The 17,438-nt window shown below is 40.9% G+C and carries 16 protein-coding genes and 1 tRNA gene; 4 read left to right on the top strand and 13 right to left on the bottom strand.

The features are described 5' to 3' along the window. Nucleotides 1-272: 272 nt before the first annotated feature. Both THEIN_RS05185 and THEIN_RS05180 read left to right on the top strand, forming a co-directional pair. Nucleotides 273-1,508, top strand: a complete 1,236-nt coding sequence (locus THEIN_RS05185; protein ID WP_013907632.1) for a cation diffusion facilitator family transporter — start codon at nucleotides 273-275, stop codon at nucleotides 1,506-1,508. Nucleotides 1,509-1,575: 67 nt separating this feature from the next. Beyond that, complete coding sequence (locus THEIN_RS05180; RefSeq protein WP_013907631.1) at nucleotides 1,576-3,573, top strand: DUF748 domain-containing protein; 1,998 nt, start codon at nucleotides 1,576-1,578, stop codon at nucleotides 3,571-3,573. 151 nt (nucleotides 3,574-3,724) lie between these two features. Here THEIN_RS05180 and queF read toward each other — a convergent pair whose 3' ends face one another. The 10 genes from queF to THEIN_RS05130 form a co-directional block, all read right to left on the bottom strand. After that, on the bottom strand, nucleotides 3,725-4,105 hold the full coding sequence (gene queF, locus THEIN_RS05175) for a preQ(1) synthase (protein WP_013907630.1): 381 nt from the start codon (nucleotides 4,103-4,105) through the stop codon (nucleotides 3,725-3,727). Nucleotides 4,106-4,113: 8 nt separating this feature from the next. Continuing rightward, a complete protein-coding gene (locus THEIN_RS05170) occupies nucleotides 4,114-5,301 on the bottom strand; it encodes a 4Fe-4S binding protein (RefSeq protein ID WP_217125060.1) in 1,188 nt (395 codons plus the stop codon). A 152-nt stretch (nucleotides 5,302-5,453) separates the two neighbouring features. After that, nucleotides 5,454-7,004, bottom strand: a complete 1,551-nt coding sequence (gene gpmI, locus THEIN_RS05165) for a 2,3-bisphosphoglycerate-independent phosphoglycerate mutase (protein WP_013907628.1) — start codon at nucleotides 7,002-7,004, stop codon at nucleotides 5,454-5,456. Continuing rightward, nucleotides 6,991-7,428 (bottom strand): ribosome silencing factor, encoded by a 438-nt coding sequence (rsfS, locus tag THEIN_RS05160; protein WP_013907627.1) that lies wholly within the window; start codon nucleotides 7,426-7,428, stop codon nucleotides 6,991-6,993. The genes gpmI and rsfS overlap by 14 nt, the downstream gene beginning before the upstream one ends. Before the next feature lie 54 nt (nucleotides 7,429-7,482). Then, entirely contained in the window at nucleotides 7,483-8,220 is a 738-nt protein-coding gene (locus THEIN_RS05155; RefSeq protein ID WP_013907626.1) for a YkgJ family cysteine cluster protein, read from the bottom strand. A gap of 213 nt (nucleotides 8,221-8,433) precedes the next feature. Further along, the gene (locus tag THEIN_RS05150) at nucleotides 8,434-9,141 is read right to left on the bottom strand and encodes an energy-coupling factor ABC transporter ATP-binding protein (RefSeq protein ID WP_013907625.1); all 708 of its coding nucleotides are present in this window, start codon (nucleotides 9,139-9,141) and stop codon (nucleotides 8,434-8,436) included. Nucleotides 9,142-9,151: 10 nt separating this feature from the next. Continuing rightward, nucleotides 9,152-9,904, bottom strand: a complete 753-nt coding sequence (cbiQ, locus tag THEIN_RS05145; RefSeq protein WP_052299040.1) for a cobalt ECF transporter T component CbiQ — start codon at nucleotides 9,902-9,904, stop codon at nucleotides 9,152-9,154. Then, nucleotides 9,874-10,473, bottom strand: a complete 600-nt coding sequence (locus tag THEIN_RS05140) for a hypothetical protein (RefSeq protein WP_013907623.1) — start codon at nucleotides 10,471-10,473, stop codon at nucleotides 9,874-9,876. Before THEIN_RS05140 ends, cbiQ begins: the two co-directional genes overlap by 31 nt. Before the next feature lies 1 nt (nucleotide 10,474). Then, the gene (cbiM, locus tag THEIN_RS05135; protein ID WP_013907622.1) at nucleotides 10,475-11,080 is read right to left on the bottom strand and encodes a cobalt transporter CbiM; all 606 of its coding nucleotides are present in this window, start codon (nucleotides 11,078-11,080) and stop codon (nucleotides 10,475-10,477) included. After that, complete coding sequence (locus tag THEIN_RS05130; protein WP_013907621.1) at nucleotides 11,080-11,898, bottom strand: DUF4198 domain-containing protein; 819 nt, start codon at nucleotides 11,896-11,898, stop codon at nucleotides 11,080-11,082. Before THEIN_RS05130 ends, cbiM begins: the two co-directional genes overlap by 1 nt. Before the next feature lie 324 nt (nucleotides 11,899-12,222). On the opposite strand from THEIN_RS05130, the gene THEIN_RS05125 reads away from it, so the two are divergent. Both THEIN_RS05125 and THEIN_RS05120 read left to right on the top strand, forming a co-directional pair. Then, the gene (locus THEIN_RS05125; RefSeq protein ID WP_013907620.1) at nucleotides 12,223-12,945 is read left to right on the top strand and encodes a PEP-CTERM sorting domain-containing protein; all 723 of its coding nucleotides are present in this window, start codon (nucleotides 12,223-12,225) and stop codon (nucleotides 12,943-12,945) included. A 618-nt stretch (nucleotides 12,946-13,563) separates the two neighbouring features. Continuing rightward, nucleotides 13,564-13,640: transfer RNA gene (locus THEIN_RS05120), tRNA-Arg, on the top strand. Here THEIN_RS05120 and THEIN_RS05115 read toward each other — a convergent pair. Genes THEIN_RS05115 through dnaN form a run of 3 tightly spaced genes read right to left on the bottom strand, consistent with a single transcriptional unit; the run spans nucleotide 13,641 to nucleotide 17,358 of the window. After that, complete coding sequence (locus THEIN_RS05115) at nucleotides 13,641-13,844, bottom strand: DUF6485 family protein (RefSeq protein ID WP_013907619.1); 204 nt, start codon at nucleotides 13,842-13,844, stop codon at nucleotides 13,641-13,643. An 8-nt stretch (nucleotides 13,845-13,852) separates the two neighbouring features. After that, nucleotides 13,853-16,237, bottom strand: a complete 2,385-nt coding sequence (gene gyrB / locus THEIN_RS05110; RefSeq protein WP_013907618.1) for a DNA topoisomerase (ATP-hydrolyzing) subunit B — start codon at nucleotides 16,235-16,237, stop codon at nucleotides 13,853-13,855. A gap of 2 nt (nucleotides 16,238-16,239) precedes the next feature. After that, nucleotides 16,240-17,358, bottom strand: coding sequence for a DNA polymerase III subunit beta (dnaN, locus tag THEIN_RS05105; protein WP_013907617.1), 1,119 nt, complete (start codon nucleotides 17,356-17,358; stop codon nucleotides 16,240-16,242). Nucleotides 17,359-17,438: the final 80 nt, after the last annotated feature.

Below are 17,438 nucleotides of genomic sequence, written 5' to 3'. Positions count from 1 at the left end.
TACTAAACCTCATAAACTCCGCTCGCCATAACAGAAAAGGAACACAATAAAAACTGTAATTGACTTTGAGTCGCAAAAAGATTAGTCTTCAGTTAACAAAAATTGGCTAGGGGGTTTTTAGTGGAGTTTTATCGTGAATTTGAATGCTTTGACTGTGGTCACCGGTGGCGTGTACCATTCGGAACAGGGCGGGTTTTTACTTGTCCTAAGTGTGGTAGCCTGAACATCAGACGAACAAATCCTGGCCCGCCCGGGGGAAGAGGAGGTTGGCGTTGGCGTATGAGAGGCAGACAAAGATAGTCCAAGAGTCACAAACACTAGCCCGTGTAGCCCTGCTGGCGGCTATTTTCAATCTCTCTTTAGCCGCCGCTAAATACCTATTAGGAAGATATGCCGGAAGCCTTTCTCTTCAGGCCGATGCCCTTCATTCTTTAACTGATGTCATTGGCTCGATCTCTGTTTTTTTAGGACTTAAGTTTTCTGACCGCAAATCAGAAGCTTTCCCTTATGGGCTTTACAAGCTAGAAAATTTAGCCTCTCTCGTTTCGGCTGGCTTCATTTTTTTGGCTGCTTATGAGATCCTACTAAACGCCCTTCACTCTAAAGAGCCTTTGATAGTAAATAACATTCCTCTTGCCATAGGCGGTTTGATCTTGATGACTTTGGCCCTTTTTCTATTTTCCCGCTGGGAATTAAAAATCGCTAAAAGTTCCGGCTCTCCAAGCTTAGCGGCAGACGCTGAACACATGAAAACTGACTTTTTGGCCACCGCTGTTATTATGGTCGGTCTTATTGGCGGATTTTTTGGTGTTCACTGGCTTGACAAAATAGCAGCACTAATTATTGCGGTCATCATTTTTCACACCGGCTGGGAAATAATGCTTGACGCCTTTAAAGTGCTTTTGGATATAGGGCTTGAATCAGAAGTGGTTACTCGTATAGCCGAAATAGTACGCCAATTTCCAGAAGTCATAAAAATAAAAAAGATAGTTGGAAGACGTTCGGGAAGATACCGCTTTGTAGAAATAGAGCTGGTTTTAGATGTTCACACTTTAGAAGAAGCACACGAAATAGTTACTATCATAGAAGAAGAAATTTACGACAACTTTCCTGAAATTGACAGAGTTATCATTCATTTTGAGCCTCCTCGATTGGACAAAATAAAAATAGCGATACCGTTAGATGAAAATGGTCAGATAACCTCTCACCTGGCCTGTGCCCCGGAATTTCTTTTCCTGGTTATAGATTGTGAAAAAAATCCTCCCCAGATAGTCGAAGAAAAAAGAGTGCCCAACCCTTGCCGTCAAGAAGAAAAGCGTCGCGGGGTGTTACTGGCCGAATGGCTTAGAGACCAAAACGTAAATACTTTTATAGTTCCTTCTGATGACAATAAGGCCCGAGGTCTTTTTTATGCCTTGAGTTCCTTAGGTATAAAGATCCTTTTTCGTCCAGATATTAGCCTGGAAGAGCTTTTCAAAAATCCGCCCTGTCCTCAAAAGTCACATTAAAGTCAAAATTAAGTAGAAAATATTTTAAACTTGGTGTTAAAATGGTTGAAAAAAGAGAGGGATGGAAATGGGCAAACTCAGCAAAATATTAGGAGCAATTTTAGCGCTAATTCTGGTAGTAATAGTTGTTCTCTACTTTGTTGCCAGCCGGTACTTAACTCCAGAAAGAATTAAAGCCTTTATTGTTCCACCCCTTGAAGAAGCCACGGGTTTAAAAGTTTCCATTGGAGAAATCAAAAGGGCTGTTTTTTTTGGAGTTAAAGTAACCCAGGTAAATTTTGCGGATCCTCAAGTTCAAAAAAACGTTATCTCCGCTGAAGAGTTAAGACTGAGTTTAAAATTAAGTCCTCTTTTAAAAAGAAAACTGGTAGTCTCTGAAGTAGCCTTTATACATCCCAAAATTTTAATAATTAGAGAACCTGACGGAAGCATAAATCTTGTCAAATATTTTAGCGCAAAAGAAACGACCAAACCCCAGGAAGCTCCACCAGCTAAAAAAGAACCCGGAAAACTTGCTCTTATTTTCCAAAGCATAAAAATTGAAAACGCCAAAATTAATTTTATAGACTTAAAAAAAGAACTTCCTCCTGCTGAAGGAAAATTTTCTTTAAATGGAGGCTTAAAGCTAGAAGGAACTTCTTTGGCCTTTTTCGGCAAAGGCCATTTAAATTTAACAGTTGAAAAGTACCCTCTGATAGAAAACCTACAGTTTAAAGCCCTGGTTAAAGGAAAAGAAAATCAAATTATCTTTGAGGGAGGCAAAGTTTTAAAAGGCAAAGTTGAAGGAAAGGTCTTACTTGCTGAAGATACCTTAAAAGGGCTCATAAAGCTCTCTAAGGCCAGCTTTAAAGAAGGTGAAAATTTAGCCAAAGTTCTTAGGCCATATTTCTTTCCAGAAGCGGAACTTCCAGAGTTAGACGGGCATTTTAATGTAGAAATATCATTAGCCGGAAAGACAGCTAACCCCTTAATAGCTGTCTCTCTTTACCCCAAGCCCCTCAAAATAAAACAAGGTCCGTACGAAATAATAACGGAAGGATTAATCAGAGCTACTAGGACCGAAGTGTCACCCAAAATAGATGTGGCTATTAACGGAGAAAAACTGAATGTTTCTGGAAAAATATCTCTAAAAGAGGCCCTGCCAAAAGTTGATCTCTTAATTTCAACCAAAAAACTTGATTTAAAGGCCTTAATTCCTAAAGGAGAAAAAGAAACCCCATCTAAAGAGGCCTCCAAAGAGCAGACTCCTTCCAAAGCAGGCAAGGCCTCTCTGGCTATACCTATTACGGGAAAAATTCGATTTCAAGGCGATGAGGTCTGCTATCAGGTTTGTGCCAAAGATACTAAAGCCGAAATAGTTTTGACAAAAGAGCGCATTGATCTAAAAACTTTCAATTTTCTATTAGCCGGAGCTTTAGCACAACTTAACGGAACTGTTACCGACCTTTCTAAAACTCCGAAAATAAAATTTGCTTACTCTATAGCCGGAGCGGACTTGCCTGCTTTAGTTCAAAACTTTCTTCCTAAAAGCACTTATTTTGCCAGCGGAAAAGTCTGGACGGAAGGGTCTTTTTCTGCCCGCGGCCTTGAAGCGGAAACCATTAAAAAATCTCTTACTGGTCAAGGGAATGCTCGTTTTATGCAAATAGGCTTTAAAGAAAATCCCATAACCATTTTAGTGGCTCAAATTTTGAAAATAGACGAACTGAAAAGTCCTTCTTTTGAACAAGGGAAACTTAAGTATTCTATAGTCAATGGGTGGGTTAATGTTAAAGGTAATTTCTCTCGTGAAGGCTTACTTATTAACCTAGCTGGAAAAATCGGACTTGATGGACAACTAAATTTGACTCCTAAATTACTTTTGACCGGGAAATATGCTTCAATATTTGTCAGATCTTTTCCTGGGGCTTCTTTGTTTAGAGGTCCAAATGGCTATGAAATTCCTCTTACCATCTCTGGCACCATAGAAAGCCCTAAAGTTTCCCTTAAAGAGGTTGAAGAAAAGGTAAAGGAAAAAGTAAAAGAAAAGGCCATCAAAGAGATTTTCAAACTTTTAGGACAGTAACTAAGTTTTCTGCTTAAGGGAGATCTTAGTTAATAAAAATGGCTTCCTGTAAAGCTTTAAGTCTGCTGTATTTTCAGCGCCTGGATAAACAACCATTAGGGGCTTCGCCCCTAACGCCTTAACTCCCCCAATATTTAACTGGGGATTATGATTATTCTTTGTGTTTTTCTACGGTAATGACCGTATGAACATTGCCACGGGGATGGAAGTCACCCTCTACCTTTAAGTAGCGTGGCTCTAACTTTTCCCATAAGGCATCAAAGATCTCATTGGTAGCCGCCTCGTGGGAAATGTAACGATTACGAAATTTATTTAGCCAGAGCTTCAAAGACCTAAGCTCCACTATTTTTTGATCAGGAATATAACTTAGCCTTATAGTAGCAAAGTCAGGATACCCCGAACGCGGACAAAGACAGGTAAACTCAGGAAAGGTTATTTCGATAAGGTAATCTCTATCAGGGTAGGGATTCGACCAGGGCTCAAGCTCAGCTTCAAGTATAGCCTTTTCTCCATATTTTATTTCGTCAGACATATTTTACCTCAAATAAAGCTAAAGTATAAAATACTTACTAATATGATTAATCCCACAATAACAAAAAAATTTTTCTTTGGCACCATCCCTTCAAATTCTTGAGAATAAAAAATCCAGGCCACATAAAAAGCGCCAATACCACCAAGAATAGTAATTATTTTTAGGACAAAAGATATTAAACACGCGGGAATAACAAATCCCAAGCTTTCCAAATTAAAACCAAATTGTCTTCCAAAGACTGGAAAAAAATTACCCACCTCATATAAAACATATTCCAAGCGATAGATAAGCTCTCCAGAAAAAGCCATAGGAACTAAGACAGATACCATAGGTGAAAATTTCCCAAATAATTCATCTTCAGAAAATATAAAAAGCTTACCCAGACGTATAATGCCGAGAAAAAAAATGAACCACAGTCCTAAAATGACCGTAAAAGCCAAAGCTTCAGAATTACCTAAAAAAGTTTTAAAAGATTGATACCAAGAGGTTTTCTCCTGTACAAAACGAGCCAATTGAGCAGCCATTAAAAAAGGAATGATATAAATACAAGTAAGGTGTCGTCCTTTGTTAATTATAAGTTCTTTTAATGGATGTCGTAAAAAAAGCCTTGGAGAATCTCTATCACAAAGGTAAACACAATGTCCGCAAACCAGGCAAAGTAAGTTGTTATTTACGGCATAAGCTCCCAAGTATACAGGACAACCTGAAATATTTCCTTTGCCTCTTTTACAGGGAAAAGTTTTACATCCGCGACATTTTTCTAGCAAAGGGCGAAACTCGAGTATTGACATCGTAGCTGCCGCACCGATAATCTTGCCCATTGGGCAAAAATGACGGCACCAAGCCTGACCTTTATAAAGAATTGCAAAAATAGTAGCACCCACAAGAATAGCAATAAGAAGCAATGAGGTAAGAAATGGAGAATATTTCATATGAGTTACTGCTTCTACCCATAAAATAAAAGCTAAAAGAATAGTAGCTCCATAGGCACAATACTTAAGAAAGATCTGTTTAGGAAGCTTTTTTCGGTAAAGACCTAGTTTTTGAAAAATACGACCAATACCAGGAAAAGGACAGACTCCACACCACATTCGTCCTACAAAAAACCAAGAAAGCACGATTGAAGTCCACCAGAGTCCCCAGGAAATAAATAACATAATATTTTCTGAAGGATCTTGAGGACCAAAAAGCCCCATAAAAATCAAAATAGTAAAAACTATATCGCCAAAGGTTCTGATAACAGCAAAATTGCGACGATTTTTAAAAAAATTTTTTAAACATGGAAAAAGTTCGAAGAGGTCAAGACGGGCCTCAGGATTATAGACAAATAAAACTTTTAGGATTTTTTTTAAAGTTTTAATAATATGTTGCCTGTCATTTCTTTAGGTATTTCAAGCCCCATAAGAAATAGACCTGTTGGGGCAATATCAGCTAGTATCCCTTGATAGAGTTTTTTATTTTTAAATCGGTCATCAACAAGATAAAATGGTACTGGATTAGCTGTGTGGGCTGTAAAAGGTCCTCCTGTTTCAGGGTCAACCATCATCTCACAGTTACCATGGTCAGCAGTGACGATAGCTGGAGCGTTATCTGTGACCTCGCGCCAGACTTTTAAGACTTTACCTACACATTCATCAACCACCTTTACCGCCTTAATAGCCGCTTCAAGCACTCCTGTATGGCCTACCATATCGCCATTGGCATAGTTCATAACAATAAACGAATATTTATCGCTTTTAATCCTTTTAATAACCTCTTCGGTTACTTCATAAGCACTCATTTCGGGTTTTTGGTCATAAGTAGCTATATCTCGCGGAGAGGGTATAAGCTTTCGTTCTTCTAAAGGAAAGGGCTTTTCCTCTCCTCCATTAAAAAAATAGGTAACGTGGGCGTATTTTTCTGTCTCTGCTGTACGGAATTGATAAAGACTGGCCTTGCTTATCACCTCTCCCCAAATGTTTACTAAATGCTCAGGAGGAAAAGCTACAGGCAAATCAAAGGTTTCGTCATAGAGGGTCATACAAACGTAGTAAGCTAATTTAGGCCACTTTTTACGATCAAACTCGTTAAAATCTGGATCTGTTAAGGCTCGTGTGAGCTCACGAGCCCGGTCAGCTCTAAAGTTGAAGAAAATAACTATGTCGCCGTCTTCTATAAGGGCTAAAGGTTTGCCATTTTTTACGATAACTGTAGGTTTAATGAATTCGTCAGTTTCTCCCCGGTTATAAGCCTCTTTTACCGCCTGTAGGGCATCAGAGACCTCTAAAGCTTCACCTAAAACTAGGGCGTAGTAGGCTTGCGCCACCCGCTCCCAGCGCTTGTCTCTGTCCATAGCGTAAAAACGGCCACTAACCGAGGCAATCTCGCCACAACCAAGTTCTTCCATTTTTTGTTTAATCTGGGTTATGTAACCAAGAGCGCTTTTGGGGGGTGTATCTCGCCCGTCAGTAAAAGCATGGAGGAATACCCGATCACATAAACCCTCTTTTTTAGCAAATTCAAGGAGTGCAAATAGGTGGTCAAGGCTACTGTGGACTCCTCCATCTGAAACTAGGCCCAAAAGATGAACCTTACCTCCTGTCTCACGCGCTTTGGCAAAAGCTTCTTTCAAGACAGGATTATTGAAAAAACTTCCGTCTTTTATGGCCCTGTTTATACGAGTCAAATCTTGATAAACGATTCTTCCGGCTCCGATATTGAGATGACCTACTTCGGAATTACCCATCTGGCCTTCGGGGAGACCTACAGCCTCTCCAGAACATTTAAGCAAGGTAAAAGGATAAACCTCTTTTAAAGCGTCAAGGTTGGGAGTACCTGCCAGACGAATGGCATTGCCTTCTATTTCTTCGCGATAACCCCAGCCGTCAAGGATAATCAAAAGTAGTTTATTTATTTTCATCTTCTTCGGTAGGTTCTGCTAAAACCAGGCCCCAGTCTTCAGGTTTTATGCGAGTAGCATCCATCCAGAGGCCTTCGATGTCGTAAAATTCTCTAACTGGCTCAAAAAACAGATGAAAAACAACGTCTCCATAATCCATCAGTACCCACTGACCTTCATCTGTGCCTTCAATACCAAGAGGCGTAATGTTTTCCCGGTATAGCTCTTCTTCTAAGTAATCAGCCACTCCCTGCACATGCCGTGCTGAACGAGCGCTAGCCACCAGTATAAAATCGGCATAAGAAGAAAGTCCTCTAACATCTATTATGACTAAGTCGTGAACTTTTTTGTTTAAGGCAAGTTGGGCCATAAGGCGGGCAAGGTCTTCGGGTTTTAAAACAGTTTTCTTAGTAGCTAAAGCTTCTCTTTTCACTCGGCTGCTCATACCTCCTAGATGAAATTTATTCAAGTATAACGCAACTAAGTTTAAGGATAAACTTTATAAGGCTAGATATTCTTTAAAAATTGTTTGACGCAAAAAATCTAAACCCAGACGCAAAAGTTTCTCATCATCTTCAAGAGCTTCTTTTATTTTATCTTCAGAAAAGAACTTCTTAAATAGTTGCTCTTCAGAAGTCACATAATCTTTAAAGTTTTCCAGGCCATAAAAAACATTATAGATCAAATCCAGTTCGTCGGCAGATAGGGGCCTATCCATATGCTGGCGGGCAAAAACGATCTCGCTGAAGAGGTCATTAAACTCGTGATAGGGCTCAAGCCCTTGTTCTTTTATCCACTCTCTAACCGTTATGGGGCGTTTTTCAAAGTGGCCTTTGCAGTGAGTCTCTCGAATAATACGGTAAATTTCAAAACGCTTGCCTTCTTCATCTCGGCCGGTAAATCGCGCCAGTGGATAAGTTCGGCATGATGCCGGACGATCAGGATAAACAGAACAGCCTTCCTCCCGCAAAAAGGGACAGGCAAAATCATGAGTTTTCATCCTAACCGAGATAACTGGTAACTGGGTTACGTCTCCAAGATAAAAATCAGCAAACCTCTCGATGAACTCTTTAGACGAAAGATCTAGCGCCCGCCTTAAGCGCAAAAAATCGTAGGGACTTAAAACTAAAGTCAAATCATAGCAACACATATTAAAACAGGATATGCCAGGGTAACAGGCAAACTCAAAAACATCGTCAAGAGTTAGTTTGCGATGATCAAAAACCGGTTGTTCCATATTTATTCCTCCGTATCAAAATAACCAGCTTGTTTAAGCTATTCTGGAGATAAGTCATACCAGTTTTGATAAGCATCTGCCACCGCAAAGAAGGTGCCTTTGCGGAAGACTTAATTTTTGGGCTATAACCAATCCCACCAGAACTCCGCGGCAGAAATAGCAAGGTAAATTTTACAATTTCGCCTCCCGGGACCAAAAAACGAAGATTTGTCATTAATGAAATATACTACGATCAAGGGAAATTAGACGAGAAGATTTATAAGAAGAGACATCGTAATAAAGAGATAAATTTCCTGCTTCAAGCCAGTATATTTTTTCAGTTGTGGCTTTGAGAAATTCTAAATCGTGAGACACTATAAGCTTAGCTGCTGGAAGTTTATTAAGAATTTTGATAAGCCTTTCAATATTTTGCGGGTCAAGATCTCCGGTAGGTTCGTCAAGTAGTAAAACTTGCGGGTCCATAGCTAGCACCGTTCCCAGAGCCACCAAACGCTTTTCTCCTCCAGAAAGACGATAGGTAATCCTTTTTTCAAAGCCTTGAAGACCAAGGAGTTCCAATACCTGTTTAACTAATTTGGGCACCTTTTCCCGAGGAACACCTAAATTTAACGGCCCAAAGGCTATGTCTTCAGCTACTGTAGGGCAAAAAAGCTGGTCGTCAGGATCTTGAAAAACTAAACTTACTTCACGTCTCAGGAGGCGAAAGTCTTTTTCAGACTGACATACCCGCCCGTTGTAAATTATTTCACCCCGCTCAGGCTTTAAGAGACCAACAATTAGCCGTAAAAGAGTGGTTTTACCGGCTCCATTTGGCCCCATCAAGCCTATTTTTTCTCCAGGGGAAAGAGAAAAATTAAAATCTTTAAAAATAGGCCGGGTTGGATAACCAAAGTGCAAATTGCGTATTTCTAAAAGCGCCATAAAAAACAAATTAACAAAAAATCAAAATAGTAGCGAGGTAGGTGGCACTAAAAACTCCAAAGAGCAAATCTTTTTTTCTGAGACAAAAGTGATGATAGACAGGGAAAGTGCCACTGAAGCCTCGGCATAACATGGCTTCGTAAACCCTTTGGGAGCGGTCATAGCTTCGCACAATAAGGCTTCCTACCAGATAAGCCGTAGTGCGATAAGTAAATAGGTTGGTGCGGGGAACAAAACAGCGCAAAGCAGCGGCTTCTTTTAAGCGCGTAAATTCCTTATCAATAACGTGCAGATAACGAAAAGTAAAAAATAGCAGCTGAACTAACTTTGATGGCAAATAAAGATGGTGAAGTGCATGAGCCAGCTCAAATATAGACGAAGTAGATAAAAGAGCCGTGGTCGTAAGGATTATTAAGTTTGATTTGAGAAAAATTAAAAGAGCCAGTTTAAGCCCTTCTTTGGAAGCCGTTAAAAAACATATCTTGAAAACTTCTTTCCCAGGGGTAGTAAAAGGTAAAGTAATTAAAACGATGAGCAAAAATATATTTACCAGCCCAAGTCTTTTAAGGTAATAACCTAAAGGTAGGCCACTTAAAAACAAACAAATAATAGAAAAAACTGAAGCCAGAGCTAAGAACTTAAAATTATAAGTAAGGGCTACTAATATGGCGTATCCGAGGGCCAAAATAAACTTGACCCTCGGATCACAAGTTCTTAAAAAAGCATTTTTTCTTATCTGCGGCGAGCCTGAAACCATGCCCATATTCCAAACAACCCAAAAATATAACCTATTCCTCCAAAAATTTCTCCTACTGAAGGCTTTTCTGCTTCGCGGGCAAGCTCCTGGATCATATTCTTAATAGGGGCTATTTCCTTGCGAACCTCCTCGCGAATAATTTTCCTAAGTTGTTCTTCTGAAATAGAAGTGGCTGCAACTGTTGGTGATACTTGAGCGCTTGTTGGCTCTGCTTTGGCTTCGGGAGCAGGCTCAGATGGCGCTGTTTCTGTATTTTCCTGGCCCAGTTTTAGTTTCATCTCGGCTCGATGTCCCATTTCAGCCCAGGCCACCACCCTTACTTCTTTTACACCCTTAGGGATGGGCAACTTAAAAGTTCCGTCTTTATCTGTTTTGGTTTCTGCAAGTACCTTGTCTCCTTCAACGGGGTGAAGAGTAACTCTGGTATTTTTAGCTGGAGAACCGTCGTTGAAATATACTTCTCCCTGAATGGAATTATCTTCTGTATAGGCAAAGATACTGATTTTATGAGCCAAAGCTTGGCTGGCGATGAGTAAACAGCAAATAATTACCGGGCCGATAAAAAAACGTTTCACCTCATACCTCCTGCTTGAATATTTCTGGACGCACTTTTTTGAGGAAGCTAACTAAAAGAACCGTAATAATTCCTTCGATAATCATGACCGGAAGATGAGCCGCTAGAATAAGTTTAGCGGCGGCTTTAAAACTTTCCCCTGTAAAAGTAAGCTCAAAGGCTACCAGGATACCACTTAAAAGCACGGCCAAAGCACCAGCCAGAAAAGCCCCTACCCCTGCTGCAAAAGGATTAAAAGACCTAACCAAGGGGCCAAACAAGTAATAAACCACAACCCCTGGGAAAGCCATGTTAAAGGTATTTACCCCTAAAGTGGTAAGCCCTCCGAATTGAAAAAGAATGGCCTGTAAAAAGAGAGCTACTAAAAGCGCAGGGAAAGTAGCCCAACCTAGAATTATTCCTACCACACCATTTAAAACTAGATGAACAGAACTTGGCCCTAAAGGCACATGCACCAGCGAAGCTACAAAAAAGGCAGCGGAAAGAAGGGCTACCTGGGGAACTTTTTCAGGTGATATTTTTCTTAACCCGAGAATAGTACCAACACACGTACCCAGGGCCCCGGCCATTAGCACCGGGGCCGAAAGTACTCCCTCAGAAATATGCATTACTTAACTCCTTTAGGAATAGGATAGGCCTTAATCCAGATAACAGCGTCAAGCTCAACAGGATAGCTTTTACCGTCTTTTTTAAGGGTGCCACCTTCACCTAGAGCTGAAAAACCCCACCAACCAGCCCAGGGAATAGTGTAAGTGAAAACACCGTTTTCGTCAGTTTTAATGACCTGGGTAACAAAGGGATCCTTGGGAGCATGAGCCCGGCCATCTTTGTTGTAATATTCAACTTCTACTTCAAGGTTTGGGGCAGGTTTGCCATTTATAAGAACCAGGCCCTGGAAGGTATTGCCTTCCCACACACCGTAAGGCCTGGTAAGAGGAATTATCTCGGCCTTAAGACCTACGGGAGAATCCCAACCTTCTTCAGCACCAAAGGCGTTTACCACCACTTTGGTAATCTGGAGGATAAATTTTTCTTCTGCGGGTTCAAAATAAGGTTTAGGAACTACGTAGAAGATGTGATCTCCTGGACGACGGAATTTATAAACCGCTTTCCAGGCCGTGGCTGTGCCCTTTTCTTTGGCTGCTTCAGGATGCCATTTAGGATATACGGGTATTTTTATCATCTTTAAGGTATTTAATAGATCATACTTTTGGCCTCTTACGAACACTCCAAAGGCCTCAGGACGAGCCATTTCCATATTTGGACCGCCCTCCATAGGATGGGTAAAACTTAAGAAAAGCTCTACACTGCGCCCGTCATTTACCGTAACAATTTCATTTGAAGGGATAAGTAGCTGAAAATGAGCCCAGGCCTTACCACCTACACCCAAAAGCAAAACCAGAAGCAAAAACCAAAACCTTCTCATTTAAACCTCCTTAATGTTAAAATTTTAAAATTAATAACACTAAGTAATAAAAATTAATTTTTATTAATGTCAACCATAAATTTTACCTGTCCCTTAAGTGGAAAAATTTTTCCCACAAGAGAAAAATTTTTCCCTTTAAAACGGGCTTTAAATCTAGGCAAGTGGAAAATTTTTTCTATTCTTAGTTAATCGATATATAAAAATTTACTTAAAACATATCCAAAACACTTGGTTATCAACGTTTTTTTGAAAATAGAATAAAAATGACAAACGGGCATTCTTCTTGCATAAAAATATTAAAAAAAATTTAGGAGGGGTTTAATTATGAGAAAAGTTATTTTTGGCGGTTTGGTTTTATTTTTATTGATGGTTTTAGCGGTAGGGGCCAGGGCCTATACTTGGACTTACAACACTAACTTTGATTTTGATTTAACCGGGTTTTCTGTAAATGGTACACCTACAAATGGCCCTTTAACTTTGACTATTGATAATATCACGGGCCTTACTTTGCCTGACCCTCCGTCAGGCACTTACCAGTGGTATTTGGAAATTGATAACTTTTTTCTAGATTTTGTACCGGGTACTACCGATGATGATATAAGTGGTTCCAATTTAGGACCTTTCAACATTGGCACCTGGGAAGCTCCTCTTTCAAGCTCTGGAAGTTATAATTTGGGAAATTTTGATGTGCCCGAATTACCTGTAGATTACGATGGTGATGGAACAATAGATTTTACCTTAGGTGATTATACCGTTGAAAATGCACTTTTTAGCTGGGAAATTTATGACGATACTAACGCGCTTGCTGATCCAGGAGATACCATAACTAAAATTATATTAACCCTTACTGCTGACAATTTATATGATACTATCAACGCTGATCTCACTTTGCTTGACAACATCCTCGGCGGCGGAAACGGCATCATAGACGGCACAGGTACAGCTGATTTTAAAGTTTCTGCTGTACCTGAACCAAGCACCGTTCTCCTTTTGGGTGCTGGTGGCCTCATCGCCTTTGGTATTTCCCGCAAACGCAATAAAAAATAAAGATAAATAAGGGGGAGCTTTTGCTCCCCCTTATTTATCTTTCTAAGGCCCCAAAAACCTCAACATCCTCTTGAAAATTACCTAATAAATATAAAATATTTAAGAGACTGCTTCGCTACGCTCGCAGTGACGGAATGGAAGCTGGCTCCTCGCCGTGACACCCTAAAAAAGTCATTGCAAGCCCATCAGCTCCTTTCCCGTCATTGCGAACTACGAAGTGGCGAAGCAATCCCTGTCACGAGGCGCCGATGGCACCGTGGTGATCTATCTATAATTATTTGAATTTTCTATATTATTTGAATTTTGCAAAGGTCTCATATAATTTGCAAAGGTCTCATATAAATAGTTTTGCAAATGATTTACTTAAGAGACTGCTTCGCCTGTCCCGAGCACCAGCAAAGGGATCTCCTACGGCTCCTCGCAGTGACAGTAAGGAAAAGGACTCGCAGTGGGAGAAGGAAAGGACTTGCCGTGACGAGAAGTAAGGATTTGCCGTAATACCAGGAAAGAATCATGGCGAGGCTGCGCCAGAAGAAAGAGCCTCCTTGAGCGGTCTCTATATATTCTTTTAAATAAAATTCTTGGCAAAAGATAAATATTGTGGCTAAATAATTAAAAGCGCCTGTAGCTCAACCGGATAGAGCGTTGGACTTCGAATCCAAAGGCTGGAGGTTCGAGTCCTCCCAGGCGCGCCATTAAATTTTTCCTTCTCTAACCAAGCGGGCGAAGTGTTCAAAAGAACGGTCCCAGGTGCGCTCTGCCTCTTGCGGAAAACAACATCCCGGAAGCTCTCGCCTTGATAAATGATAACTCAAACACTCACAGCATATACCTTTTTTAGAACAGGGCTCATACGTGCAATTACAACGAGCCAAGTTTTTCTCTTTTTGACACTCCATAAGCCCTCCTAGATGTCTAACTCACGGTATTCAAGGGCATGAGTCTGTATAAACTCACGCCTTGGTTCTACCTTCTCTCCCATAAGGGTATTAAAAAGCTCATCTGCCAAAGAGGCGTCTGAAATGTCAACTCGCAAGAGCCTTCTGGTTTCCGGATTCATAGTAGTCTGCCAGAGTTGCTCAGGATTCATCTCTCCAAGACCTTTGTAGCGTTGAATATGAATACCTCTTCGGCCTTCTTCTCTTATAAACTCAAGAAAGTCGCGGAGCATATCAAAAGTTTTTTCTTCTCCCCTAACTATAACTTTAATGGGTTTGCCGAGATAATCTTTTAAGGCCTCAAATTTTTTACGAGCTCTGCGATATTCTTTAAATACGGGAATATAAGGGCTTACCGTAAAAAATAGATAAGAAAACTCCCGCGAAGAAACGTCAAATTCGTAAGCGTCATCGCGCGAGCGGCTCAAACGAATATTGCCCGTGCGAAAACCTTTATCTTTAAACAAAGAGGCCAAGTTTTCTACAAACTCACGGTCGGAAAACTGATCAGCTCGGCTCACTCCGGCGTTTAAAAGCACCATAGCCGCCTCTGGCCAAATACCTTTGCGTGAAAGCTCCTGTAAGGCCTCTTCCAAAGCGGCCAGCTCTTTAAGGAACTTCTTGGCCTCAGCCTGAGAAAAGCCTTTACCTTCTATTTCTATCACAATGTTTTTTACCGCCCGTTCAAATAAGTAGACATCAAGGTCCTGATCGTCTTTCAGGTAAGTTTCTTTTTTGCCTTCTACTATGCGATATAAAGGTGGCTGAGCAATATAAAGAAATCCTCTTTCCACCAGAGGTATCATCTGACGGTAAAAGAAGGTTAAAAGGAGAGTTCTTATATGAGCACCGTCAACATCAGCATCGGTCATGATAATAATCTTGTGATAACGGCACTTATCCGGATCAAAATCTTTAGGGCCAATGCCCGTACCAAGGGCTGCTACGAGCTGGCGAATCTCTTCAGAGGAGATCATCTTATCAAAACGGGCCTTTTCCACATTAAGAATCTTTCCTCTAAGTGGTAAGATAGCTTGGAAACGCCGGTCTCGCCCTTGTTTGGCACTGCCACCAGCCGAATCTCCCTCAACAATGAAAAGCTCTCTTTCTTCTGGTTTCTTAGACTGACATTCCGCAAGTTTTCCAGCCATCATTACGTCCAGAGCCTGGCCCTTTTTACGCACCAGCTCACGCGCTCGCCTGGCTGCCTCACGGGCTCTAGCCGCTTCCACTATCTTGGCGAGAATCTGGCGAATCTCTTTGGGGTGCTCCTCAAACCAGCGAGAAAGACCTTCAAAAACTATTGATTCCACCAAAGGCTTTATTTCACTGTTGCCAAGTTTAGTCTTTGTCTGCCCTTCAAATTGGGGTTCAGGGATCCTTACCGATATAACCGTGGTAAGCCCTTCGCGGACGTCGTCACCTTCTACCTTGATTTTTAAAGCCTTTGGTAGATTGTCGTGGGTGGCAATATAACGATTAATGGCTTTGGTCAAAGCTGCCCTAAAACCGATTACGTGAGTGCCGCCTTCTTTGGTATTTATGTTGTTCACGAATGAATAACAGATTTCGTTAAAACCCGTGTGATACTGAAGGGCTACTTCTATTTGCACCAGATCTTTTTCACCGGAAACATAAATGGGTTCTTTGTTGATGACCTCTCGGCGGCGATTTAAGTGTTTGACGAATTCAATTATGCCACCTTTATAATGAAACTCCTGTTTAGCGCCGGTTCGTTCGTCAATCAAGATAAACTTTACTTTGGGGTTTAAAAAGGCAAGCTCTCTTAGACGATTTTCTATAATCTCGTAATCAAATTCAAGCTCGCCAAATATTTCTACATCAGGCTTAAAAGTGATGATAGTGCCACTTTTTTGGGTTTCACCTACCACTTCAAGGGGAGTTACAGTGACACCTCGCTCATACTTCTGGCGGTATATCTTTCCGTCACGGTGGACCTCGGCTATAAGCCACTCAGAAAGGGCGTTTACCACCGAAACTCCCACCCCGTGAAGACCACCAGAAACTTTATAAACACTGTGGTCAAACTTGCCGCCAGCATGAAGTTTAGTCATCACCACTTCAAGAGCAGGAATCCCTTCTGTAGGATGGATATCTATAGGAATACCACGGCCGTTATCAGCCACAGTGATGGAATTATCCTCGTGGATAATAACTTTTATCTCGGTGCAAAAACCAGCCAGCGCCTCGTCCACGGCGTTATCCACCACCTCCCAAAGAAGGTGATGAAAACCCTCTGGGCCGGTTGAGCCAATATACATAGCCGGCCTGGTTCTTACCCCTTCTAACCCTTCTAAAACTTTGATTTGGGAAGCCTTATAATTATTTTTCATGGCTACACACTCGACATGGGCATTACTAAGCAGAGAAAACCGAAGTCTTCAGGACCTTTGATTATACAGGGGGTATCTTCATCTTTAAGGTAAAATTCTACTTCCTCTGAATTCATGGCCTCAAGGGCGTCAATCAAATATTTGGCGTTAAAATTAAGAGCAACTTCTTCGCCTTCATAGTTTATAGGAATTTTTTCTCTAGCCTCACCTAGATCAGGATGCTGAGCAACAAGGGTAAGATAACCTGGGTTTAAATGAAAGGCTACCGGACGATAACGTTCAGCCGAAATAATAGATGTTCGCTTTAAAGCCTCAAGAAGTTTTTGGCGCGGTAGAATTACTGGGTTTTCTTGAACATCAGGAATAACAGCCCGGTAATCGGGATACTGGCCATCTATCAAACGAGCTGTAAGCACCATGTTGGGGGCAGCTATAATAAGATGGTTATCTTTTAAACCGAACTGTAAAATGGGAATATCTTGTGCTAGCTTTTTTATCTCTTGGGCCGCCTTCTTAGGCACAATAATTCCTGGATTAAGATTAAGGCTTGAAATATTCTCAATCTGGCGGTCTATCATGGCCAGACGATGGCCATCAGTGGCAACTAAACGCAGAACATCTTCTCCTTCAGGCTGTTCCATATAAATACCAGAAAGAATGAAGCGAGTTTCTTCTGTGGCTACACAGAATATGGTTTTTGTAATCATCTCAGCCAATAAATCACCGGCTATTTCTATTAAGCCAGCTTCTTCTGTTACAGGAAGGGCAGGAAAATCTTCCGCGGGAAGACAGGCCAGACGAAAGAAAACATCATCGTCTCCAGGAGAAGTAATATTTAAATAATGGCCTTCTTCTTCAAGAATAAGCCTCTCTTGAGGAAAGTCTTTGACTATCTCGTAAAATTTGCGAGCCGGAACGGCTAAGGCTCCAGGAGTTTCCACTTCAGCTTCAACATATGATTTAAAACCTAACTCAAGGTCTGTAGCCGAAATTTCGATACCACTATCGAGGACTTTAAATAGAATTGTAGAAAGAATGGCCATACTGGATTTACGGTCAGCTATACCTTGAACTTTTGAAAGTACTTTTAGAAGAGATTCTTTTTCCACAATAAGTTTCATCTCTAACTCCTATTATTTTCTTTTAAAGACTTTTTAAATTTATATAGCGGGTTTAAATTGTCAAAAAAAGGGCAAATCTT

Source organism: Thermodesulfatator indicus DSM 15286 (assembly GCF_000217795.1).
GTDB lineage: Bacteria > Desulfobacterota > Thermodesulfobacteria > Thermodesulfobacteriales > Thermodesulfatatoraceae > Thermodesulfatator > Thermodesulfatator indicus.
This window is presented reverse-complemented; position numbering and strand designations above follow the sequence as displayed.

Coding starts and splice junctions, on each gene's coding strand:
- THEIN_RS05180 (WP_013907631.1), top strand. CDS start 1,576: ATGGGCAAACTCAGCAAAATATTAGGAGCAATTTTAGCGCTAATTCTG.
- queF (WP_013907630.1), bottom strand. CDS start 4,105: ATGTCTGACGAAATAAAATATGGAGAAAAGGCTATACTTGAAGCTGAG.
- THEIN_RS05170 (WP_217125060.1), bottom strand. CDS start 5,301: ATGGGGCTTTTTGGTCCTCAAGATCCTTCAGAAAATATTATGTTATTT.
- gpmI (WP_013907628.1), bottom strand. CDS start 7,004: ATGAAAATAAATAAACTACTTTTGATTATCCTTGACGGCTGGGGTTAT.
- rsfS (WP_013907627.1), bottom strand. CDS start 7,428: ATGAGCAGCCGAGTGAAAAGAGAAGCTTTAGCTACTAAGAAAACTGTT.
- THEIN_RS05155 (WP_013907626.1), bottom strand. CDS start 8,220: ATGGAACAACCGGTTTTTGATCATCGCAAACTAACTCTTGACGATGTT.
- THEIN_RS05150 (WP_013907625.1), bottom strand. CDS start 9,141: ATGGCGCTTTTAGAAATACGCAATTTGCACTTTGGTTATCCAACCCGG.
- cbiQ (WP_052299040.1), bottom strand. CDS start 9,904: ATGGGCATGGTTTCAGGCTCGCCGCAGATAAGAAAAAATGCTTTTTTA.
- cbiM (WP_013907622.1), bottom strand. CDS start 11,080: ATGCATATTTCTGAGGGAGTACTTTCGGCCCCGGTGCTAATGGCCGGG.
- THEIN_RS05130 (WP_013907621.1), bottom strand. CDS start 11,898: ATGAGAAGGTTTTGGTTTTTGCTTCTGGTTTTGCTTTTGGGTGTAGGT.
- THEIN_RS05125 (WP_013907620.1), top strand. CDS start 12,223: ATGAGAAAAGTTATTTTTGGCGGTTTGGTTTTATTTTTATTGATGGTT.
- THEIN_RS05115 (WP_013907619.1), bottom strand. CDS start 13,844: ATGGAGTGTCAAAAAGAGAAAAACTTGGCTCGTTGTAATTGCACGTAT.
- gyrB (WP_013907618.1), bottom strand. CDS start 16,237: ATGAAAAATAATTATAAGGCTTCCCAAATCAAAGTTTTAGAAGGGTTA.
- dnaN (WP_013907617.1), bottom strand. CDS start 17,358: ATGAAACTTATTGTGGAAAAAGAATCTCTTCTAAAAGTACTTTCAAAA.